This is a genomic window from Adlercreutzia sp. ZJ304 (assembly GCF_011039075.1).
Classification (GTDB): Bacteria; Actinomycetota; Coriobacteriia; order Coriobacteriales; family Eggerthellaceae; genus Adlercreutzia_A.
Map to the genome: position 1 here is coordinate 26,130 of NZ_JAAKEG010000015.1, position 17,218 is coordinate 43,347.

The following is a 17,218-nucleotide window of genomic DNA, read 5'->3' on the forward strand; positions in this document are numbered from 1 at the left end:
GTAGTTTCTACATAAGGAGAAAAAATGGCTAATGAGCTTTCATCTATAGATATGAATCTTTTAGCAGAAATAGCCAACATACACGGCATGCCAAAAGGCGCGGTCAACATTCGTAAAGATGGCGAATTGGTGGAGCGCCATTCGTCGGCAAACATAGAAATATCCACCAAGACCGACCACCCCGGCATAGATATACATATTGCACCCGGTACGCGCGGAGAAACTGTACATATTCCAGTCATAGTAACTATGGCGGGCGTGAAAGATGTGGTGTACAACACCTTCTACATTGGAGAAGACTGCGACGTAAATATAATAGCCGGATGTGGCATTCATAATTCTGGCGACGAAGCGTCCGAACACGACGGCATACACACTTTTTATTGCGGAAAAAATTCACGTGTACGTTATATTGAAAAACACTACGGCGAAGGCGAAGGTACGGGAGAGCGCATCTTGAATCCTGTTACCAACGTAATAATGGAGGAAGGTTCCCAATGCGAAATGGAGTTGGTACAGCTGCGCGGGGTTACATCTACCGTGCGCGACACCAACGCTGAACTTGCTGCCGGAGCTAAGTTGGTGCTAACGGAAAAACTGCTTACGCACGACAATCAGACAGCCACTTCGAATATGAAAGTGGAACTTAAAGGCGAAGACTCTAGTGTGCAGGTTATATCGCGCTCGGTAGCGCAAGACAATTCAGTTCAGGTGTTCAACCCGCTAGTAATAGGCGAAACAGCATGCCGCGGGCATGTGCAATGCGATGCCATAATTATGGGAAACGCAAAGGTTAAAGCTATTCCGGGAATAGAAGCTGCTAGTGAAGATGCCATGCTAGTACATGAAGCAGCCATAGGTAAAATAGCTGGCGATCAAATAGTTAAACTGACAACACTAGGTCTTACGGAAGAAGAAGCTGAACAGGAAATACTTGACGACTTCTTGAATTAACCAAACTAAAAGCCCCTCTGTGTTAGAGGGGCTTCGTTGGTTTGTGAGTCTGTATTTGATAGCCTAAACTTGGTCGGGATGAGTGTTTGCGCTGGCAGAAACTGTGGGATCGGTAATCCAGTCGCTTGCATAGCGTGCGGTCCAATGACCAAGAGCACGGAACGTTAACAAGTATTGGAATGCAGTGGCGAAGCATCCTATGATGTAGCAAATTAGAATAGCTGGAATCAACGTGCCAATTATTGCTAAAGCTGCAGCTATAATTTCGGGTGTGTAATAGCTTTCAGGTGAGTAATAGCCGCTGTAAGAATAAGCATCGCTATAGTAGCTAGTCATGGCAAGGCTCATAATGTCGCCGCCTACAAACAGGGCTGCTATTCCTATGATAACAACCGTTATAACGCACACGCACGCCGCTATGATAAGAGCAGGCACAATGCTTATGCATAAAAGCGATCCGGGGCTACGCTTAAACGCTGTCCATATGGCGCTAAAGTCAAAACCTGCGCCTAGTCTGTCAGCCAGCGCGGTGCGCATGAGTGCCGCATCCAGAAACATTTCTACGAAAAAGGCTATAGCAATACCGGCGATCCAGCCCAGCAGAGGTACTATGCTCAATATTCCGGCTACGATGCTACCTACTAGACCAAATACTAACGACAGCAAGAACCAGAATGCGCCGTTTACAAAGCCACGGTTTACGAAAATACCCTTCGGCATAGGTGCTATTTTTCCCATGGGAAGTTGGCGTGCCCAACGCATGCAATAACCGGGAACAATCCAGTTAAGAATGGGGACTATGTTGATAAGTCCAAGCAACAGTGTGTGACCAAACCAGCCCTCGCTGTGTTTTATATCATCCCATGCGCTAGATATGCAGCCTTTCTTGTAAACCTGTGCAGCGGGTTGCTGATATGTTGCTTGTGCGGTGGGTTGTGGCTGCGGTTGTGCAGTTGGCTGCTGTGCAGCTGCGGGCTGCGGTTGCGATTGCGGTTGTGCGGCGGCAGGCTGTGCTTGCGATGCTGCCTGCGCTGCAGGTTGTTGCGGCGTTTGCGCCTCCGCATTTGCCGGTTTTGGCAATTCCGCGCTACAGCTATAGCAAACTGCATTGCCATCTGGGTTTTCTTTTCCGCATTTTGGACAGAACATAGTACTTCTCCTTTTATAGTTGCGGGCGCTATTGCAGCGCCTTTATCACCTTATCGGCTGCTTCCGTTATGGAAAGTCCATCAACGTTAACTGTTATGTCTGCATATTTCTCGTACAGCGGTATACGCTCTTCGTATAAATCGGCAAGACTCATCCCGCGCGCACGACGCATAACAACACCGCGCTCATCAAAGCCGGGGAAGCGGCTTTCCAGCTCTTCTAATTCAACTTTAAGGTAGACTACGCGACCGTTTTTTGCCAAATGCTGCATACCTTCGTGCGAATATATAGCCGAACCCCCTGTAGAAATAATAGCGCGCTTAAATTCCAGATCTGCCAAAACTTTGCCTTCAACCTCGATAAATCCATCAGGACCCAGCGTGTCAATCAATCGTTGCAAGGTTTTGTCGCAGCGCTGCTGAATTATAAGATCGGCGTCAACGAATTCGTAGTTCAGAATTTTCGCCAACACAACTCCGATAGTAGATTTCCCTACACCGGGCATGCCTATAAGCACTATGTTATTGCGAGTTTGCTCGGTGGAATTCTCGTGCATTCTGCCCTCCTTCAGTATGCGCGTTCTGTGTTTCTTCCCGTTATTGTTGCGCGACGGTTTTGCGATTTCACGCGTGGTCAATATTACACGTTATTTTGACCTTTCTAAACAGTTTGGATTTTCTGAAATCGAAACGTTAGTTTTCCGTGACGGCTTTTTTAGCGGAAAGGCTTCAGACAGCACTATAGCGCAGAAGATAAGGACAAAACCTATAACTAACGGTACTGTAAGAGTTTCTCCATATAGCGCTACGCTGAAAGCAACTCCGAACACCGATTCAAGCGACAGAAGCAGCGAGGCTTGCGATGGGTGGATATATTTTAGGGCTGTGTTTTGAAAAACCATAGCTACGCAGGTGCAAGCAACAATTAGATATGCCATGTTTGCAAAATATGCAGGCGGTATGGCGGCGAAGTTGGGCATGGGTTCAGTGGCTGCGCCCACTACAATGCCTAGTGCTCCGCTAACCCAAAACTGATAGACGGTTAACACAATTGCGTCGCGATTTTTTGCAAGCACGGCGGTAGCTACAATGTGTGCGCCGAAGAAAAAGCCGCCTATTATTGTCATGAAATCGCCGAATCCCACTGATAGCGTATCGCCTGAAAGCGACACAAATCCCACACCGGTTATGCACAATGCTGCAGCTGCAAGATTGTAGCGTGTTGGGCGCTTGCGGGTAACGAACCAGAACATGAAGGGTACCAGCACACAATAAATATCGGTTAGAAAAGCATTTTTGCCCGGGGTGGTAAAGTTCAGTCCCACTGTTTGAGCCCAGTATGCCGCAAAAATTAGTGCACCTAAAATAGAGCCTGCGCGCAGTGATTCTGCGTTTAAGGCGTGTCGCATGCGTTTCGCAAACACAAGTGTCAGCAAAAGCGCTGTGAGCAGGAAGCGCACGCCAATTAACCATGAGGGTGGGAAAGCGTCTATGGTGTCTTTCATGACTACAAACGAGCTGCCCCAAATAAGTGCGGCGGCGGCGCACATTAGTTTATATACAAATGGAGGTAGGGGCTGCATGCGCGACATATTATGAATCACCCAATTTGGCGCTTTGCTGGTCGGTGGTATTTTCCAGCGCCAAGGCTAAAGCTATGCCTTTTGGCGTGCGTCTTGGTATGTAGTTTGCGCACACGCCTATACATATTCCAGTAATAAGGAATGCGGCAAATGTTAGCCAATTCCCAAATACGATAGCTGCGATTGCGGAAAGCGCTATGAATACCAAGGCGACAATGGCAAGCACTTTCTGAGCTTTGAAGCTGCGCATGTCAAATAAGTTGGCTTCTTGCAGGCGTTTTGTTGTGTTGTCGGGATTGATTTCGCTTTCAGCTATATGATTCCACGAGTTAAAGCGCGCTAGCATTTCGCTGTCGGAGGTTATTGATGCTATTTCTGCATCGGTTAGCGCGGGCAGTTTGTCGCGATGTTTTTCGCGACAAAGCACCATGTATGTTGCGCCCGATGCAATTAGCGCTGCAGCGCATACAGCCAATGCGGCTATATTCATACTTAGCGTATTTACGACATTGTTGCTCCAAGTGTCGGTCCACGATTCTTCTTCGGTGCGGGCATTGTCTAACCGTGTGCCCGAATAGGCTTGCTTTGCTTCTACCGTCAGATTTGGTAGCCACGTTACTGGAAAAATAATATGTGCGTTTGCGTATTGTCCCTTTGGAATGTATGGCACTTTGTAGGTAATGGTGCCGTCTGTTCCTATATCGAATTCGCCGATTGCTCCGTGTCCCCAAGCTAGTACTGTTTTGCCCGGGGTTATGGTGGCGCTTTCCGGAACTGGTAGCTGCACCGTTGCTATAAGATTATGCGTTTCTGTGTCATTGCGTGCGGGGGCGTAATCCCAATATATTTCTGCCACATCGTCATAGGCGGCTATTGCGTTTTCAACTGAGTAGTCTATTTCAAAAATTGTACGGTTGGTGGTGGGTTGGAAGAAAGCATATAGCGCATGTTGGCGATCGTCTAATGCCCATGAGTTATCTGCGGGGAAGACAGGCGCGCTTTCGCCTGTTTTTTGGGGTGTTTGCGAATCGGCGTACTCTTTTTTCATGTTTCCGCCGGAATCTTTAACGGCTTCGCGCCAATCGGAATTAAAAGTTACTTGAAAGAGCGTAATCCAATCGCCTTCGACGGTGTTTTCTTCATTAACTTTCGCCATGCGAACTGAGGATACGTTTATTTTTGCGTCTTCGGGGAAGCCGGTGAACGACCAGCGTAATGTGTCATATTCGCCGTTGAACGCGAATACGCGATGTTCAATTATGTGCATAGTGCCTGTTGTTTGCACTTGGGCGGTTATGTCTACGCTGGGGTTTTCTAAGGTGGGCTCTGCTGCTATAGCGGAGAGCGGCAAGGCGAGCGAAAGCATTAGCGCAAGTGCTGTTGTCAGCGCTGTTGTTATGGTTGCTTTCAATATGTTGAAGTTAAGACTCAATGTTTCTCTGCGTTCTCCGTTTGTGAAGTTTTGTAATGGTTTCATTATAAACATGCAGCGTAGTTTATTGACCCGCAGGCTTTGCTCGGGTAACATGCAGGGTTACATGCGGAGGAGTGACCGAGAGGCCGAAGGTGCTCGCCTGCTAAGTGAGTAAGCCCCAAAAGGGCTTCTAGGGTTCGAATCCCTACTCCTCCGCCAGCCCTACCTATTTCGCGAACAGCACTATACAGGCGTTTCTTTTATCTCACCCAACTCGTATAACTTGAAAAACGCTGATTTTCGTTCGGTTGTTCCCAAAATGCTCCCAAAAACGAAGCAGCCACAAAACCACCAAATTCGTGGTAACACTATTGGCAACACAAAAAGCACCGTTTCTCAAAGTTCGCCCAGCTAGAAGCGCATTTTCAAATACTCATTTAGCTGATTCCCCTCATCTGCGCAGCCCTAACCGTTTTTAGAAAAACGCTAAAAACAGTCAGGGAACCCCTGCGCACAGTCCTTTTCTCCTTCCTTACAGGAAGGGGCGGCTCATTCTAACACGCTGCTCACAACGTCAAAGCGCATGAGTTTTATAAAAAATGAAACTCGCATTTTTTATAAAACTCATGCGCTATCGCGTTTCTGCTTCCTCTTTGACATTGTTGCGCCGCGCGTTCATTTGCCGCCATCTTCCGAAAGGAAGTTCGATGACAGGACCAGATGATGGGAGTCGAAATGAGCAAGTTCCCGGAGCGCGTAACAGAGCAGCGTCAAGCAGTGGTAGAGAAGATAATCGCGGACATGACCACCAAAGGCTACGAATGGATTGAGCCGTTCGAGTACGGACACGCGCCGCAGAACCCGATTTCAGGCACGACCTACAAGGGCGGCATCTCCCTTCTAATCCGCTGCCCAGCTGGGCAGCCAGTCCCCGCTCTCTTTTTCGCGTTCCGAGACGTTACAAAGGACCTCCTCGTACCAAAAGGCTAATGCTTCAGATTCGGCTTTAGCTTCAGGCGAGGACTCATACTCCATCCAAGGGTCAAGCGCACTCGACATGCAGATACCTCCTTCCAAATAAGTACATACTGAACGTCACAAAGTGACGGAATTTGTTAATCAACAACCTGCTCCTTGGAATTCTTGTCCGAGCGCTCCTTTTCCAATTTTTCTTCATAATCATGAATAACGTCCCACATGAACGCACGTACAGCTTGAGTCGTATTTTGCCGTGGCTCACCAGCCTGTAAGGCAGCCTTAAAGCGACGATACATATCCGGCTCAACACGAATAATTACTTGCTGCATTTCAACGGATTTCATTAGAATCTCCCTTCTTCGGGTAGCTATATGATAGTAAGTAGCTATATGATAGTAAGTAGCTATCAAATCGTCAACCAAAAAAATGAAAACTCCGAATCGCAAGCTAAACGGATTCGTAACAACCATTCAACAGGCATCCTTAATTATCGGCCAATAACAAATCGTTTAAGCCAATTCGCAATTTGCTATTGACAAAATAGAAACTATCAAAAAGATAGTTAATTTTTGATAGATGGCAACTGAATCCGAAGAAAGAAGGAAATATCATGAACAATAATCACCATCGTTATGAGAGCATTAAGAAGCTTCTCGACACTTTGCCTTCTAAAGGTTACGAATTTATCAGATTTATTGAGGATTGTTTTTGGGAGCTCACTGAAAAATCTACAGGCAAGCAAATTATAATGCGGATACGCTCTCACGACGACGGTAGCTGTGCAGACATCATTCCTTAGTACGTAAAACAAATAGAATCGAAGGGGCTGTAACAGAAGTCCCATCAATAAGAAACCTGCTACAATATGTGGTGGGTTTCTTGCATTTCATTTCAATATATAGCGGTTCAAGATAACCATTCAAGACTTTTGTTACAGCCCCTTTATTGCTCATATCGAGTTATAAACCTACAAATAATCTTCGAGGTCAACAATGGAACGATAAAGAACAGTATGGCGGCTGTCTATGTTGCAATCTCTGTGAAAATGACCGCAGAACCAGTGCCTATATTCCAGCTTGTCCTCTACCTCGTCTAAGAAATCCGTCAACTCGTCATTGACAGCACCAACGCCAATAAAGCCCTTATCGCCTATGGCTTCTGCGAGATAGCGCGTTGCACAGGTGTGCGAGAGGACGAAATCGACGCGCCAGCCGTAGCGAGCAAGATTCTTCCTCGCATTAGCGTATTCAGCTTCGTCCGGCATTTCCTCCGGAAACCAAGTTCCCCAACTCTGCTGTATCGCCTTGTCTATCGACTGCGCACCACCCATGCAGAAGAACGAATAACCGCCTATGTCGTAGACCTCACCGCGCATGAGATGGACAATATTCTCGTATCTCGGATAACGGTGAACCGCTCCACCATGCCATTTCTCAATTTTTAGATGATTGAGATAGTCGAAGTGCTCATGGTTGCCGTCGATGAAAAGGGCGGTCCAAGGCTTAGCCGCCAAGGAGCGCAAATCATGGTCGCTATCAAACAAGTCCGAGGGCATCCCGAAGTCACCGAGGACAATCAGATAATCATCCCTCGTCAACTTCGCGCCCTCGGGGAAGTTCCAGACCTCGAAGCGGTCGAAGTCCTTGCTTCCAACCATGCCGTGGGTATCGCCAGTGAGATAGACAGCCATGACGGTCAATCGGAGCAGTCAGGCAAACTCGCCAGATAGTCATCTAACTCCTCAAGCAAATTGGGATATCGACCCTTCCCGGTATCACGGAAGGCTACGGCTTCTGCAATGAAGTCCTCCAAGCGTTCAACCTCCCGACGATGCATCTCATATGGCAGGTCTTTCATGCTATACACCTTGTCACTCACATCGTCGTGAACAAAAAGGTTGCCATGCTCGTCCATCGCGATATTGACCTTATTCATGCTCCCACCAACGACCCTTCTATGTAGTCACTGACATACTGTCCGCTTCCGAGAACGACACGCTTTGTCGGGTTCATAGACTCGTAGTACCTTATGAAATAGGCGAAGTCACCATAAAAAACCTCGATGAAGGACTGCGCATTTCCCCTGTCCTTGTATCGCTGCAAATACTCATCGGCCAAATCCGCACGGGGATAGACCAGCGTGTAAGGCTGGTAACCGCCATTGAAGCATTCTGCTTCAAAAGTAACCATCACAGGAATAATAGGCGGCGCAAGAATGAAGCGGTACTCACCACTTCGCTGAACCTCGGACAAATAGTGATAGTAGTTCATCGACCACTCGTCGCATATGTCGCTCTCGCAGCAAGGCGAAGCCTTCAACCTCTCCGCTTCAAGCAGGGAATGAGCGCATATAGGCTTCTTGTACTTGAATCGACCAATCCTCGCATCAAGCACGCCATCAAAACCACCTGCATAGGTCTTGCCCGTACCGGGATAGGCGAAAACCACTTCACATTCACCGGAACGCTTAAATTGAACAGAAGTCATAACCAACCCTTTCAACAAGCATCCTATTGATGGAGTTAAATTCTCGATAGATGCCAAGAACGTTGCCAAAGGATGCACGCTCAACTAAACCACCCAGCATCCTGCAAGGTGAACGGTGCTTTTCCTTGCAGGACTAGCAGGGAAATCCTTATTCCTCCACCACAATCCCAACAGCGCTCGAAGAAATTGCGGTATTCGCTGATAATGTAGAACAAAGCCATTTCCTTATCAATCGCCTTGCTGTGCTTTTTTGTAAAAAATGAAGAGATCGGCTTACGCCGATCTCTTCATGAGAGATGAGAAAACAATAGAACTTATTGCGCTTTTGCCACTTTAGCGAGGAAGCGCTCCTTGCAAAATCTCACTCAATTCAGCATCTGTAAGGTCTTTGTTGTACATCGTCTTGTAGTAAGCTTTCGTAACGTCTTCGATGCTGTTGTTGAACTTGTCAGGATAGAGCAGGCGTGGCAGCCACTGCATGCCCATCAACTGATTCACGGTGGGGGGATTATTCATCCAGCACCATGGATTGTTCGGTACTTCATAGAAATTGTTGTTGGCGATGGCTGCGATGCCGCTCCATGCCGGATCGCTGCCTACAGTGTCGTAGATGCTGCCTTTTTGGAAGATAATCAACTCCGGATTCCAAACAGCAATTTGTTCAAGGCTGATTTCGTTGCCATTGCCCTTACCGGAAACATCGTCTACTACAACTACATTATTCGCAACCATGTCAATGACCTGCGCTTGGAAGGAAGTCTTTGCAATGGCGTTTAGCCCGTTCTCGCCAAGTAGATATGCCATGTTTACACGTTCAGATTCGGGGATTGTGTCCATCGTGCTCTTCACTTCGTCATAAACGCAGGTGCAATATTCGGAAAGCTCGTTGCCGCGCTCTTCCATTCCGAGAAGTTCGCCGAGCGTTTCGTAAGCTGCGCCGTAGTCTTCGAGATAAGCCTCAACGAAAACAACGGGGATGCCGAGCTGCTCCTGAAGCGCATCAAGGCTTTCCTGCGTGTCTTTCTTTACTTCGCCAGTGTCGATGATGACCTGCGGATCAGCGGCGGCAACCGCCTCGCGATTGAGGTCGTCCTTCGCACCGAGTACTGCACCGAAGACCGGGTAATCCTTGAACTTTTCACCGAAGATAGCGAGCTGGTCATCGCTAAGCGGCTGAGATAGACCTACCATCTTGTCCGGTGCCATGGTGAGCAGAACCTGCTGTGCGGTATGACCCGATGGACATATCCTCTCGATGTTCGCCGGCAGCTCCACCTCGCGCCCAAGTGAATCTGTGAACATACGCGTTTCTGGCTGCGCCTGAACTGCTTGGCTGCTGGATGCCTGATTGTTTGATGTGCAGCCTGCGAGAGCAACGGTTCCCATACATAGTGCACCGACGCACAGCAGCGCGGTCGCCCCTCTCAAAACTGACTTCTTAGATATTCGCATCGATCCCATCCTTTCCAATTTCTTCTCGATTGCGTTTTATCTCTTTAACGGGCACGCACACGCGTACCTTGTCGCCATAAAGGGAGTTGACCTCGACATCTATGCTGTAAAGACCGCTGATAAGCTTCGACGTAATGACGTTATATGGAGAGCCGTAAGCGGCTACGCGACCCTCTTTGATGACAAGTGTTTTGTCGGAATAGAGGAATGCGTGGTCGGGATTGTGGGTTGATTGCACGATTGAGAGGCCTTCTCGAGCAAGCTGTCGAACGCATGAGAGCACGCGCATGGTGTTTCCGTAATCAAGCGCACTTGTGGGTTCGTCCATAACGATGGTGTTTGCATTCTGCGCGAGCGCTCGCGCCACTAAGACGAGCTGCTGTTCGCCACCAGAAAGATGCGTGTACATGCGATGCGCGAAATTCTCAATACCGACGCGTTCTAGCGCTTCATACGCACGGCGGCGCTGGCTGCAGCCGGGATTGCTCAGCATCTTCAGATCGGCGCCGGTTGCCATGAGCACTACATCGAGCACTTCGTAGTCGTATACGGGTGCGTGCGACTGTGGAATGTATGACACTTCTTTGGCGCGCTCGCGAATAGAAAGATTCTTGATGTTCTTGCCATTCACTTCGATTATGCCATCGTAATTGCTGTTTAGACCCAAGATGCAGCGGAACAAGGTGGACTTTCCTACGCCGTTTGGTCCGAGCACGTTCACGAGCGTGCCATCGGGGATGTCGAACGTCAGGTCGTGCAGTACCTCATGGTTGCCGTATGCAAACGTAAGATTCTTCACCGATATGCTCATATGCGCTTCCTTCTAGTAATGAGATAGAGGAAGAATGGTGCGCCGACAAATGCGGTGAGGATGCCGATTGGGATCTCGGCGGTAGTTGCTAGGCGTGCGATATCGTCAACAAGCAGGAGAAAGCCTGCGCCCATTAGCATGGATGCTGGGATTAGTTTACGATAGTCGGCGCCGACAAGCATGCGACAAAGATGTGGAATGACGAGTCCGACCCAACCGATCATGCCAGTGACGGATACGCATGCCGCCGTAAGGAATGTAGCGGAAACTATAACGACAATTCGGATGCGACGGGCGTTCACTCCCATTGTGGATGCCTCGTCGTCGCCCATGGTAAGGATGTTGATTCGCCAACGCAATGCGAAAAGAACCGCACATCCGATGAATAGGATTGGGAACACGGTTGCCACCTGCGACATCTTCGCGCCGGTAAGGCTTCCCATTAGCCAGTATGTGATATCGGCGAGTTCATCAGAAGGATCGGCAACCAGTTTGCAGTACGAAACAGCCGCTTGAAAAAGCGAGCTTACCATGACTCCTGCAAGCACTATCACCATCATATGGTTTCCCTTTGCGCGAGCGCTTATCAGCAGAACTATCAATACGGTAAGGAGCGCAAAGCAGAAAGCGGACACCGATACCACCGCAGCGGTAAAACCTAGCAGGATCGCGATAGCTGCACCAAATGCAGCTCCTTGGCTTGCGCCTAGAATATCTGGTGAAACCAGCGGGTTTTGGAAGGTGCCTTGGTATGCGGCGCCGGCAACAGAAAGACAGCAGCCCACCATAAGTGCGAGCAAGATGCGAGGGAGACGCACATTAAAGAAAAGAGTGGACTGCTGCTCTGTCCAAGTTACATCTAGCGGAATGACGCAGTTAATCAGCATTGCAACTGCCTGACCGGGGTCGATAGGGTATCTTCCCAGCATGAGCGAAATGGCGGCAAGCATTACCATGAAGATAGCCAGTCCGAGAATGATGACATCGGCATGCGTACTCAACTTAGAGCGGCGCTTACAGACCTCAACTTCCTTGCCATGCTTCTTTTCGGCAGACTGGGTTTGCATGTATTATCCTTACAAGGGATTAATCTAATATAAATATTATACTCATTTATAGATATTTCAAAAGAGAAAATTCTTCTATGCGGAAAATTGTTGATATTTCGCTGTAAGGGCTTGCTAAAGCGAGATCGTTTGAGAGCCGCCCCATTTGCTGGCAAAACGATTTACTACCTTTTCCGTCAATTCACGGCGAGCAACTACTATTGCATTTGGGAAATTATCGCTTGCACCCGCTTCGAGAAGCTTCATGGCTTCAAGAAGACCTGCATTATGGTCCAGCTCTAAGCGCCCGAGTTCATCGACTACAAGCATTCCGTGAATCTTATCTGCCTTAATTTGCTTTGCAATCCATGCGAAATGCGCATTCACTCGCGCAATTGCTTCATCCGAAATATGCCAACCAAGCCCTACTTTGCCAGCTTGGCTTCGCTGGTTAAACGAACCATTAGCTTTAGCCAGATCCTTCCGCTTTGCGAATTCGAATCTCTCCATCTTAGGCAGCAGAATGCTTTCGATGCCAAGTTTTTCGAAACCTTGGCTATTAGCATATTCGCTATCAGATCTAATCCAGATGCCTGCAGAAATAACACCATAGCATTCGATGCCTTCGGCACCTAGTGTCTTAACACGCTCTTCCAGCCAGCGGCTCTTTCCTGCTTGAACCTTGCCTGTAAGAATGTAGAGCATTTCTTTTCCTAGCGTACCTCGTAAAATATATTCTCATTTATATATTATACTGAAATCAGTATCAACTGATAAATTGATGAGATAAAACACTTCAACAAACGATTTAGGAAACGCCCTGCGCAGCTTGTTGGGCGAGAACCTGTAATTAAGCGATTTCTTGATATGGCATATCTTTTATGCGCGCAATGGTTGAGGATAAATCGTTTGTAATAAGATAGTTTATGTTTGCTATTTGGGTAGCTGTCAACAAAAAATGCTGAAACGGCTGTTGACGGTGCTTTTCTCTTGAGAAGTTATTACTTGAAAGAGGTTTATATGAAGCTGGATTTGTATATAAAACCCACATGCCCGTATTGCATGCGCGTTGTGAACGCCATTGACGATATGGGTGATGCGGCTGCGCATATTGAAATGCGCGATATAAGTTCCGATGCGACTGCGCTACAAACACTAGTAGAAGTAGGTGGCAAACAGCAAGTTCCTTGCCTTTTTGTCGATGGTAAGCCTATGTACGAAAGCGCTGATATAATAAATTGGCTGCGTGCGAATTGCTAGATGATGAAGCATACATGCGGCTAGCTTTAGAAGAGGCTCAAGCGGCTTTTGCGGAAGGCGAAGTGCCTATAGGTGCCGTAGTAGTTTATCAGCCTTTTGATGCGGGCACGCGGCGTGCGCTGGCAGAGCCTTGCGTTATTGCTAGGGCTCACAATATGCGTGAACAGTTGTGCGATCCGGCAGCTCATGCAGAGTTTTTGGCACTGGAACAGGCTTCGCGCGAATTAAATGCATGGCGGCTTTCTGACTGCACGGTGTATGTAACGCTTGAGCCATGCATAATGTGCGCGGGGCTTATGCATCAGGCACGTGTGCGGCGTTGCGTATATGGTGCCTCCGATAAGAAAGCCGGGGCATTGGGCACGCTTTATAGCGTGCATAATGATGAGCGACTGAATCATCGTTTTGATGTTGTAGCTGGTATACTTGGCGAAGAATGTGCCGACATTTTGCGAAAATTTTTCAAGCAACGCCGTTGAGTAATTAAGCTTGCGATTTATCGAAATTTCGCATTTGGACTATTTCGCGGTAACATTTTTCAAATTATATTTGACTGAATTTGATTAAATTAGCGATACGAACGGAATGCGGATATGGAAACCCTAACTGTAGACATGATGGCTGAAGCTAGAAATGCTCAGTGGTCAGCTGATACATTCTTAGGGCCGGGTGCTTTGAAAGTAATAGCGCCAGCGAAAGTGAATTTGTTTTTAGCTGTGGGTAGGCATCGTGAGGATGGTTATCATGATGTTGTAAATGTAATGCATGCGCTAGCATTACATGACGTTCTTTATTTTCATCGTAATGCTCAGTCTTGGTGCGCGCCAGAAAAGTTACCCTCGCATATGGCAGCGGTAGGTCCAGCTAACAATTTGCTTGTAAATATAACAACGGCAGATAAAACTCAGGCTGCCATCAGGGCGCTTGATGTTCCGGCTTTAGAAAATTTGGTAACTCGAGCTTTGGCAGAGTTGGCGCATGCGATTGATTACAAAACATCCGAAAGCATATCTATTCACATAGAAAAAAACATACCTCATCAAGCTGGATTAGGTGGAGGTTCGTCAGATGCGGCAGCAGCGTTGGTGGCAGCTGCGAACATGTGGGGCTTGCCGTCCGATGCTCCGGTGTTATACGAAGTAGCTTCTTCACTTGGTGCCGATGTGGCGTTTTTCTTACAGGGAGGATGCGCGCTTTTAAGTGGCGCGGGGGAATGTTTGAAATCGCGTTTGCAGCCCGCTAAGACCCCAATAGTGTTAGCGAAGCCACATGCGGGTGTTTCTACCGCACAAGCCTATGCGCGTTTTGACGAAGATGCGCAGTTTGTGCCATCCGATTTACTGGCGCAGGTTGAAAGTGCGAAATTAGCTAGCGAAGTTCCGCTGTATAACAACCTTTCGTCTGCGGCAGAATTTCTGGTGCCTGAATTGGTTAGCGTTCGCGAAAAGCTAGAGGAATATCTTGCGGGGGATATATCTGCAGCAGCGCCGTCTGCAGTTTGCAACCAAGTATTACTGTGCGGCAGCGGTTCTTGCACATTTGCCATAACTGACAGTTTTTCGCAAGCATCACGTATTGCCGCTGAAGCCAGAACGAATGGTTGGTGGGCACGCGCAACAACGCTAAGCAGTTTGAAAGCAGCCATATTATGATAGGTCTTCTTGCTCGACTTTCGCGCAGTTTACCGCTAGTAATAGCGCTTATAGTTCTGGCTATTGTTATATACATGGTAGTTACTTATGTGCACTCTAAAGCGCGCGCTAAAGAGGTGCTTATTAGTGTATTTACCGTGCTTTGTGCAGCCATATCAATATTTTTCGGGCTAGCCTCGCTTTATGCAGTTATAGATAACAACTCATCCGTATTGGAATTAGCCGCAAGCTTTGCTGTAGTGGGTGTTCTGGGTCTTATTATCACGAGAATTTGTAACCACTTTTTCAAGAAGAATAACCCGCATTACAGCCAGAAAGCGCAAAAAGCTACAGTTGAGTCGGACAGCACTAGCGTAACGCGGAGTACCATTTTTTGGAAAATATACGACTTGTTGGGGAATTTTCGCCCAAAAAAATAGGCTACTGAGGTTGCGCTAGCGTAAAAAGCCACCCACATAGGTAGCTAAAACTTTTATGTTGGGTATATCTTCTGTATCGCATATTAGTGGGTTGCTACTAAGTATGGTTATGTCGGCAAACTTGCCGGATTCGAGACTGCCAAGCTCATCTGCTCGACCAGTAGCCATTGCGCTTCCTAAAGTGTAGGCGCGCAATGCTTCGGCTACAGTTATATGTTCGCTGACTGACCAGTCGCTTGAGGGCAGTCTGGTGTCTGCGTCGCGACCGGTAACGGCGGTATACACAGCAGACAGCGGGTCTATATTTGTAACCGGCGAATCGGTGCCGAAAGCTAGCGTTGCCCCCGATTGCAAAAGTGTACGCAGCGGCCAAATATAAGGCAGCCGCTCATCTCCAAGATCGCGCTTGGGACCTCCGGGATCCAGCGTTATGTGTCGTGGCTGCACCGAGGCAATTACGTCTAAATTTGCAAGGCGTTCTATATCGTGTGGTTGGAAGTTTTCTACGTGTTCCAAAGTGAAAATGGGTTTTGGTGTAGGGCATTTTTCAAAAATATCTAGTGCTTGGTGTATGGCTTCATCGCCTATTGTGTGGATGCGCACGCTTTGGTTGGCACGTGCAGCTTCAAACACCAGCTGTTTCATGGCAGGTGGGCTAATTGTGGGGCGCCCGCAATCGTCGGGGAAGCGTGCGTTTGTATATGGTTTGTGCAGCCATGCGGTGTGTTGGCTGGATACGCCGTCAAAGAATTGTTTGAATCCGCAGGCGCGCAACATTGGGCTTTGCAGACGGGCTTGCAGTTCGCTAAGGCGCGTAGTGCCGGATAAAAGCGTGGGGAATAAATGCGTGCGCACAGTAAGTTCGCCAGTGTTTTCTAAGTGTTGAAATAAGTCGTCGCGCACGAAATCGACACCGGGTGTAGCGCTAAGTGCCATATCGCATATTGCCGTTATGCCATGCGCATTAAGTTGTGCTTGGAAATTGCGATATGCATCCAATAATTCTTCGGTACTGAACGTGGCAACTATTTTCGGCATAAGTTCCATAGCGGCGGTTTCGCGCACGATGCCAGTAAGTTCGCCTGCGGCATTTTTTTCGTATGTGCCGCCTAATGGAGCTTGTGAGCTTGGGTTTAGCCCCAATTCTTCCATGGCGCAAGAGTTTAGCCACAGTGTATGGGCATCGCCGGAATACATAGCTACCGGTCTGTCGGAGTAGGCTGCATCAAGTGAATGTTTGGACGGCATAACCGGTGGATTCCATAGATATTCGCGCCATCCTTGTGTTAGTAGCCATGAACCTTTCGGGCGTCGCTGCGCTAACGGGGCAAGTCGTTCCACGCAATCTTGTTCGTTTGCGCCTACGAACTGCTCTGCCAAGGGCGACGCATATAGTGCAGAATGAAAAAAGTGCAGATGTGCGTCGTGAAATCCGGGCATTACAAAGGCGTTTTTGTAGTTGAGTATTGCAGCGTTTTTGCTAGTGGGGAATTCAGTGGTAAGTGCTGTGGCTATTTTGGATGCAGGTGTGGTGGTTGTGTCGGCTTCGTCCGACAGCATTTCTACTATATGTGCAGCGGGTGCTACCCAGCATATGCGGTCGGCATATATGCCTACGGCTAGCGGCTTTGCTTCGTCGTTCAGCCCCGTGAACACATTTTGTGACACGATTACAGTGTTAGCAGGGGTGTTGTTTTTTGCTATATTCATACAAGAGGTTTGATGAGGACCGCAGTCTTATATTCCAAATTCTTTGAATAGCTGTTCACGATAGGCTGGGTCTTTAGAGGCTTTAAGTACGTCAGCTTCACGTCCAGCGGCAAATAGGTGTTCGATAAGAGAATTATAGTGAGCTGCTTCTTCCGCTCGTCCACGTTCCAGCCCACGTTCTAACCCACGTTCTTCTCCCTCTTTTAGAGCAGCTCTGCGGGCTATACGTACTTCTCGCTCCCAATCTTCTCCTATTGTACTTACAGAAAACACCTTATTCACCCACTCTCTATCTTTATTGGCTT

The 17,218-nt window shown here is 48.0% G+C and carries 20 protein-coding genes, 1 tRNA gene and 1 pseudogene; 8 read left to right on the top strand and 14 right to left on the bottom strand.

Annotation, left to right across the window (positions count from 1 at the left end; genetic code table 11):
* Positions 1 to 24 precede the first annotated feature (24 nt).
* Positions 25 to 954 carry a SufD family Fe-S cluster assembly protein gene (locus G7Y46_RS08110; protein WP_165253894.1) on the top strand — a complete coding sequence of 310 codons (930 nt, stop codon included), beginning with the start codon at positions 25 to 27 and terminating at the stop codon, positions 952 to 954.
* A gap of 63 nt (positions 955 to 1,017) precedes the next feature.
* On the opposite strand, the gene G7Y46_RS08115 is transcribed toward G7Y46_RS08110, so the two are convergent.
* From G7Y46_RS08115 to G7Y46_RS08130, 4 genes are all read right to left on the bottom strand, one after another.
* Positions 1,018 to 2,103 carry a DUF4013 domain-containing protein gene (locus tag G7Y46_RS08115; protein ID WP_165253895.1) on the bottom strand — a complete coding sequence of 362 codons (1,086 nt, stop codon included), beginning with the start codon at positions 2,101 to 2,103 and terminating at the stop codon, positions 1,018 to 1,020.
* Between the two features lie 28 nt (positions 2,104 to 2,131).
* Positions 2,132 to 2,659, bottom strand: a complete 528-nt coding sequence (locus tag G7Y46_RS08120) for a shikimate kinase (RefSeq protein ID WP_165062651.1) — start codon at positions 2,657 to 2,659, stop codon at positions 2,132 to 2,134.
* A gap of 90 nt (positions 2,660 to 2,749) precedes the next feature.
* Entirely contained in the window at positions 2,750 to 3,694 is a 945-nt protein-coding gene (locus G7Y46_RS08125; RefSeq protein WP_206214118.1) for a DMT family transporter, read from the bottom strand.
* A 1-nt stretch (position 3,695) separates the two neighbouring features.
* On the bottom strand, positions 3,696 to 5,117 hold the full coding sequence (locus tag G7Y46_RS08130; protein ID WP_165253896.1) for a DUF2207 domain-containing protein: 1,422 nt from the start codon (positions 5,115 to 5,117) through the stop codon (positions 3,696 to 3,698).
* A 110-nt stretch (positions 5,118 to 5,227) separates the two neighbouring features.
* On the opposite strand from G7Y46_RS08130, the gene G7Y46_RS08135 reads away from it, so the two are divergent.
* Positions 5,228 to 5,318, top strand: a tRNA-Ser gene (locus G7Y46_RS08135).
* Between the two features lie 516 nt (positions 5,319 to 5,834).
* Entirely contained in the window at positions 5,835 to 6,089 is a 255-nt protein-coding gene (locus G7Y46_RS08140) for an ArdC family protein (RefSeq protein ID WP_165253897.1), read from the top strand.
* 125 nt (positions 6,090 to 6,214) lie between these two features.
* Here G7Y46_RS08140 and G7Y46_RS08145 read toward each other — a convergent pair whose 3' ends face one another.
* Entirely contained in the window at positions 6,215 to 6,421 is a 207-nt protein-coding gene (locus G7Y46_RS08145; RefSeq protein WP_165253898.1) for a hypothetical protein, read from the bottom strand.
* 266 nt (positions 6,422 to 6,687) lie between these two features.
* Here G7Y46_RS08145 and G7Y46_RS08150 point away from each other — a divergent pair, with 266 nt between their 5' ends.
* Positions 6,688 to 6,876 carry a hypothetical protein gene (locus G7Y46_RS08150; protein WP_165253899.1) on the top strand — a complete coding sequence of 63 codons (189 nt, stop codon included), beginning with the start codon at positions 6,688 to 6,690 and terminating at the stop codon, positions 6,874 to 6,876.
* Between the two features lie 168 nt (positions 6,877 to 7,044).
* Here G7Y46_RS08150 and G7Y46_RS08155 read toward each other — a convergent pair whose 3' ends face one another.
* The 7 genes from G7Y46_RS08155 to G7Y46_RS08185 form a co-directional block, all read right to left on the bottom strand.
* Positions 7,045 to 7,767 (bottom strand): metallophosphoesterase, encoded by a 723-nt coding sequence (locus G7Y46_RS08155; protein ID WP_165253900.1) that lies wholly within the window; start codon positions 7,765 to 7,767, stop codon positions 7,045 to 7,047.
* A 5-nt stretch (positions 7,768 to 7,772) separates the two neighbouring features.
* Positions 7,773 to 8,012 carry a hypothetical protein gene (locus G7Y46_RS08160; RefSeq protein WP_165253901.1) on the bottom strand — a complete coding sequence of 80 codons (240 nt, stop codon included), beginning with the start codon at positions 8,010 to 8,012 and terminating at the stop codon, positions 7,773 to 7,775.
* Positions 8,009 to 8,647 carry a hypothetical protein gene (locus tag G7Y46_RS08165; RefSeq protein WP_165253902.1) on the bottom strand — a complete coding sequence of 213 codons (639 nt, stop codon included), beginning with the start codon at positions 8,645 to 8,647 and terminating at the stop codon, positions 8,009 to 8,011. The genes G7Y46_RS08160 and G7Y46_RS08165 overlap by 4 nt, the downstream gene beginning before the upstream one ends.
* A gap of 249 nt (positions 8,648 to 8,896) precedes the next feature.
* Complete coding sequence (locus tag G7Y46_RS08170; RefSeq protein WP_241157106.1) at positions 8,897 to 9,949, bottom strand: ABC transporter substrate-binding protein; 1,053 nt, start codon at positions 9,947 to 9,949, stop codon at positions 8,897 to 8,899.
* A 52-nt stretch (positions 9,950 to 10,001) separates the two neighbouring features.
* Positions 10,002 to 10,826 carry an ABC transporter ATP-binding protein gene (locus G7Y46_RS08175; RefSeq protein WP_165253904.1) on the bottom strand — a complete coding sequence of 275 codons (825 nt, stop codon included), beginning with the start codon at positions 10,824 to 10,826 and terminating at the stop codon, positions 10,002 to 10,004.
* Complete coding sequence (locus tag G7Y46_RS08180) at positions 10,823 to 11,893, bottom strand: iron ABC transporter permease (RefSeq protein ID WP_165253905.1); 1,071 nt, start codon at positions 11,891 to 11,893, stop codon at positions 10,823 to 10,825. Before G7Y46_RS08180 ends, G7Y46_RS08175 begins: the two co-directional genes overlap by 4 nt.
* Positions 11,894 to 12,007: 114 nt before the next feature.
* On the bottom strand, positions 12,008 to 12,577 hold the full coding sequence (locus G7Y46_RS08185) for a hypothetical protein (RefSeq protein ID WP_165253906.1): 570 nt from the start codon (positions 12,575 to 12,577) through the stop codon (positions 12,008 to 12,010).
* A 315-nt stretch (positions 12,578 to 12,892) separates the two neighbouring features.
* Between G7Y46_RS08185 and G7Y46_RS08190 the strand changes: the two genes are divergently transcribed.
* From G7Y46_RS08190 to G7Y46_RS08205, 4 genes are all read left to right on the top strand, one after another.
* The gene (locus tag G7Y46_RS08190; protein WP_165253907.1) at positions 12,893 to 13,132 is read left to right on the top strand and encodes a glutaredoxin; all 240 of its coding nucleotides are present in this window, start codon (positions 12,893 to 12,895) and stop codon (positions 13,130 to 13,132) included.
* Complete coding sequence (gene tadA, locus G7Y46_RS08195; protein ID WP_241157107.1) at positions 13,111 to 13,611, top strand: tRNA adenosine(34) deaminase TadA; 501 nt, start codon at positions 13,111 to 13,113, stop codon at positions 13,609 to 13,611. The genes G7Y46_RS08190 and tadA overlap by 22 nt, the downstream gene beginning before the upstream one ends.
* Positions 13,612 to 13,725: 114 nt before the next feature.
* Complete coding sequence (locus tag G7Y46_RS08200) at positions 13,726 to 14,784, top strand: 4-(cytidine 5'-diphospho)-2-C-methyl-D-erythritol kinase (protein ID WP_165253908.1); 1,059 nt, start codon at positions 13,726 to 13,728, stop codon at positions 14,782 to 14,784.
* Positions 14,781 to 15,203, top strand: coding sequence for a guanylate cyclase (locus G7Y46_RS08205; protein WP_165253909.1), 423 nt, complete (start codon positions 14,781 to 14,783; stop codon positions 15,201 to 15,203). The genes G7Y46_RS08200 and G7Y46_RS08205 overlap by 4 nt, the downstream gene beginning before the upstream one ends.
* A gap of 15 nt (positions 15,204 to 15,218) precedes the next feature.
* On the opposite strand, the gene G7Y46_RS08210 is transcribed toward G7Y46_RS08205, so the two are convergent.
* Together G7Y46_RS08210 and G7Y46_RS08215 are read right to left on the bottom strand one after the other, a co-directional pair.
* The gene (locus tag G7Y46_RS08210) at positions 15,219 to 16,913 is read right to left on the bottom strand and encodes an amidohydrolase (protein ID WP_165253910.1); all 1,695 of its coding nucleotides are present in this window, start codon (positions 16,911 to 16,913) and stop codon (positions 15,219 to 15,221) included.
* 27 nt (positions 16,914 to 16,940) lie between these two features.
* Positions 16,941 to 17,218: pseudogene (locus G7Y46_RS08215) on the bottom strand (hypothetical protein); the annotation flags it as partial.